The 4,380-nt window shown below is 40.8% G+C and carries 4 protein-coding genes; 1 reads left to right on the top strand and 3 read right to left on the bottom strand.

The window, feature by feature from the left end:
- A partial coding sequence (locus VF500_RS24200) for a hypothetical protein (RefSeq protein WP_330862134.1) occupies positions 1-571 on the top strand: 571 nt, incomplete at its 5' end.
- 101 nt (positions 572-672) lie between these two features.
- Here the strand turns inward: VF500_RS24200 and VF500_RS24195 are convergent.
- The 3 genes from VF500_RS24195 to rpe form a co-directional block, all read right to left on the bottom strand.
- Entirely contained in the window at positions 673-1,626 is a 954-nt protein-coding gene (locus VF500_RS24195; RefSeq protein ID WP_330862133.1) for a D-2-hydroxyacid dehydrogenase, read from the bottom strand.
- A gap of 106 nt (positions 1,627-1,732) precedes the next feature.
- The gene (gene serC / locus VF500_RS24190; protein WP_330862132.1) at positions 1,733-2,800 is read right to left on the bottom strand and encodes a 3-phosphoserine/phosphohydroxythreonine transaminase; all 1,068 of its coding nucleotides are present in this window, start codon (positions 2,798-2,800) and stop codon (positions 1,733-1,735) included.
- Positions 2,801-3,002: 202 nt separating this feature from the next.
- The gene (gene rpe / locus VF500_RS24185; RefSeq protein ID WP_330862131.1) at positions 3,003-3,653 is read right to left on the bottom strand and encodes a ribulose-phosphate 3-epimerase; all 651 of its coding nucleotides are present in this window, start codon (positions 3,651-3,653) and stop codon (positions 3,003-3,005) included.
- Positions 3,654-4,380 lie beyond the last annotated feature (727 nt).

Raw genomic sequence — 4,380 nt, 5'->3', positions numbered from 1 at the left:
TTATAAAAAAACAATCGATAATAAGGTTAGGTATTTTAAAACAGCAATAGCAAAAAAAGATGTTCAGAGCGAAATCATGAAGCTTGGCGTGACAGATAGCCTTGAAACATTACCATCAAACATAACAGCAACGTATGCCAGTGACCAGCCAACGAGTGAATTGATAATAAATTTTGATTTCCGTTCGCAAATAAATGTATATGGTAGTCTTCGTTATGAGAAAAGCCCGGCAAGAGAAAAAACACCATCGGCATTTTTGAACGTATTCGATAAGATTATAAACTTTAAAGATAAAAAAGCGAAAGAATGGCTACCTGATAGCATCGAAGTTATGTTAACCAGCTATAGCTATTCACCTGAAAAACCAATGAACTTGCCCGCAGGATGGCCGGACTTAAAAGATAAGCATACAGTAAAAAGGAGTGTTGACCTGTATAGCGTTTATATCGACAAAAAAGAGCTTGATAAATTAAAAAAGCTCACTAACTTATTAAAAGAGAAACAAGCAGTAAAAGTGAGTGGAAGGCTATTTTCGATATCTTATCGTTTTCCTTTTCCAAACATCAAGTAGATTACAATCATCAAAACGAAAAAGGCATGAATCATATCGATCCATGCCTTCTATATAGAAATCAAATTCGTGTAATTCGATTTAATTCGAAAACATTCATGTTATATGTTTTTGAAATGCTCAATGATCAGGCTCGCAAGCTCAACACCAATCCTTTCCTGAGCCTCATTAGTAGCAGCACCAATGTGTGGGGTCAGGGAAATTTTTGGATGGGTTAAGATCTCAGCGCGAGGGGTTGGCTCATTGTCGAACACGTCAAGCGCTGCAAATGAAACCTGACCGCTGTTTAAGGCATCAACCAAAGCAAGCTCGTCAATCAAACCACCGCGTGAAATATTTACAAGGCCAACACCTTTTTTAGTTTTAGCCAATTCTTCAGCACCAAAAAGGGCTTTGTCGATAAATGGAGTATGTAATGTAATGAAATCAGCAGTTGTAGTGATCTCGTCAAGAGTAGATTTTTTAACAGCTACTTTAACAGTAGTACCGCCACCTAAAACAAGATCCAGCTCAGGGTTGAAATCAAAAAGGTCATAAGCCAAAACATCCATACCAACACCAATAGCTATTTTAGCTACTTCCCTGCCGATACGGCCAAAACCTACGATACCTAAAGTTTTACCGCGAAGCTCAACACCTTTAGCGTAAGCTTTTTTCAGGTCGTTAAATTTAGTACCACCATCAACCGGCATTTTGCGGTTGCTATCTGGTAAAAAACGTACAGAACCAAATAAGCTGGCAAATACCAGTTCGGCAACTGATAAAGAAGAAGACGCCGGGGTGTTATATACACCAATGCCTTTTTCTTTGGCGTAATCAACATCGATATTATCAACACCTACACCACCGCGACCGATCAATTTCAGGTTTGGCGTAGCGTCGATCAATGCTTTACGTACTTTAGTAGCACTACGTACGGTGATAGCATCATAATTTTTCAATTTTTCAGGAAGCTCGTCCTGTGGGATATTGTTGGTATCAACAAAAAAGCCGGCATCTTCCAGCATTTTTTTACCTATCGGGTCGATACCGTCGTTAGCTAATATTTTGATCATTATTTTAGTATTTAGCCCCCCGGCCCCCTAAAGGGGAGTAAAGATCCCTTTAAGATAACCGGGGGTAATTATAAACTTTTGTTCCCCCTTTAGGGGATTAGGGGGCTTATTTATTCTTTTCAGCAAACTCCTGCATTACGTCAATCAGCACATAGATGCTGCTTATTGGCAATGCGTTGTAAATTGAAGCGCGGAAACCGCCTACACTTCTGTGGCCTTTAATGCCAACTATACCACGTTCTTCGGCAAGTTTCAGGAATGGTTTTTCCAATTCCGGATTTTCCATCACGAAGCAAACGTTCATTTTTGAGCGGTCTTCAACGGCAGCCACTGCTTTGAACAATGGGTTGCGGTCAATTTCCTCATAAAGTACACGTGCCTTGGTAATGTTTTCCTGCTCAATAGCCGGTACGCCACCTTTTGCTTTTAACCATTTAAGGGTAAGCATTGATACGTAGATAGCAAATACCGGTGGAGTGTTATACATTGAACCACCTTCAATTTGAGTTTGGTAGTTAAACATTGCAGGGATCTTACGACCGGTTTTACCCAGCAGGTCGTCCTTAACAATAACCAAAGTAACACCGGCAGGGCCCATATTTTTCTGAGCACCGGCGTAAATCAAACCAAAATCGGCAACGTTAACCACGCGGCTGAAAATATCTGACGACATATCACAAACCACAGGAATTGGCGATTTAAAGAACTCCTGTAACTGCGTACCGTAAATGGTATTGTTTGATGTAATGTGGATGTAAGCGGCATCGGCAGGAATTTCAAAATCCTTAGGGATGTAAGTAAAGTTGGCTTCTTTTGAAGTAGCTACAACTTGAACTTCGCCAAAATATTTAGCTTCTTTTAAAGCTTTATTGGCCCAAACACCAGTTTCAACATAAGCTACTTTACCACCTTCAGGTAGCAGGTTGTAAGGGGCCAAAGCAAACTGGGTGCTGGCACCGCCTTGCAGAAACAATACCGAATAACCTTCCGGAACGTTGAATAATTCTTTTACCAGGCTTACAGCTTCGTCTAAAACGGCTTCAAACTCTTTTGATCGGTGTGAAATTTCAAGCAAAGAGAGTCCAGTACCATTAAAATCAATAACTGCTTCTGAAGCTTGCTTTAAAACTTCGTGTGGTAGAATGCCGGGTCCGGCACCAAAATTATGTTTCATATAATTAACGAATTGTAGGTTCTAAATACACTATTAGGAAGTTTGTATTTTGTTGGGCCGAAGTTAATTAATTTGACAAAATATATAGACATTATTTACATTTTTTGAAAAAATATACAATTAATCAACAAACGGGCCTTTGATTGCAAATAATTAAACTAACCCTACAGGGTTGATAGTAATTATTATCATTATAATACTTTTAGGGATGTTTGAGTTTTGAAATTGCGGCCACCTGATTGGCCGACGAGAATACCGAAGTACCCGCAACAAACACATTTGCACCAGCTTCTATCAGTTTTGCTATATTGTTAGCATCCACCCCACCATCGATCTCAATTAACAGGTCGGGATTTTTTTCGGCACTTAGTGTCCTGAGTTCTTTGATCTTTTTATAAGTGTTGTCAATAAAATGCTGTCCGCCGAAGCCGGGATTAACCGACATGATCAAAACCATATCCAATTCGGCAATAATATCCTCTAATAAGAAAACGGGCGTTGCAGGGTTAATAGCAACAGCAGCTTTACAGCCTAATTGTTTAATTACCTGTACGGTACGGTGCAAATGCGGGCAAGCCTCCTGGTGCACAGTAATACTATCGGCACCCGCGTCTTTAAACGCTTTCAGGTAACGATCAGGGTCGACAATCATCAGGTGAACATCAAGCGGCTTGGTGGCGTGTTTTTTTACAGCGCTTACAACAGGGAAACCAAAAGAGATATTAGGAACAAACATACCATCCATAATATCAACATGAATCCAGTCTGCTTCGCTGTTATTGATCATTTCAATATCGCGTTGCAGATTGGCAAAATCGGCTGCTAAGATAGATGGTGCTATGAGGTGATTCATATGCAAATATATAAAACCCGATAACCCGCATGCCGGGAAAGGGAAATTAATTTATGATATAATTGTAAAAAAGCAGGTGTTTGATTTCCTCCTTGTTGGCCTCAATCGTCATCCCGAACTTGTTTTGGAATTCTATAGGACAGATTATCAGCTGGCTTAACAAACTGTAAACTTAACAGGTGGGGCGCTGAAACAAGTTCAAAAATGGGTGTCATGCTGAGTGTTTAAATCCGGTGAATTCTGAAGGTGAAATGACATTAAACTATTGTCATCCTGAGGAACGAAGGATCTTCTTCGCCCTACATAGCGACCATGTATTTTGCAGAAGATTCTTCGCTATCGCTCAGAATGACAAGCGTTTTTTAAACATGTCATGGGTAGCCGGTCGAAGCATGGTGGGCAGGGCCTTTGCGCGCGACCCTTCGACTAAGCTCAGGGTGACCGGCCCTCTTTGCTTAAGATCATTTCTCCTTCAGAGCCCATCCGGCAGGTTTAAGCGTCCTGCTAAAAAATCATTCAAGCGCGGACACTTGAACGGGCGTTTTAGACGCTCAAGCCGAAAGCTTTGAGCATGCCAACCACGGGTTATGCTGCGCTAAACCCGCGGCAGTTATTTTAAAACCTAAACCCGATAGATATATAAGGTAATGACCCTTCTTTTGAAAAACCCATAACAGCTTCTATCAGCACCAGCTGAGCAGGGATGATATATAAGCCACCACCATAA

Source organism: Mucilaginibacter sp., assembly GCF_036383575.1.
Taxonomy (GTDB): Bacteria; Bacteroidota; Bacteroidia; order Sphingobacteriales; family Sphingobacteriaceae; genus Mucilaginibacter.
The sequence above is the reverse complement of the archived record's forward strand: the minus strand, read 5'-3'. Positions and strand labels throughout refer to the sequence as shown.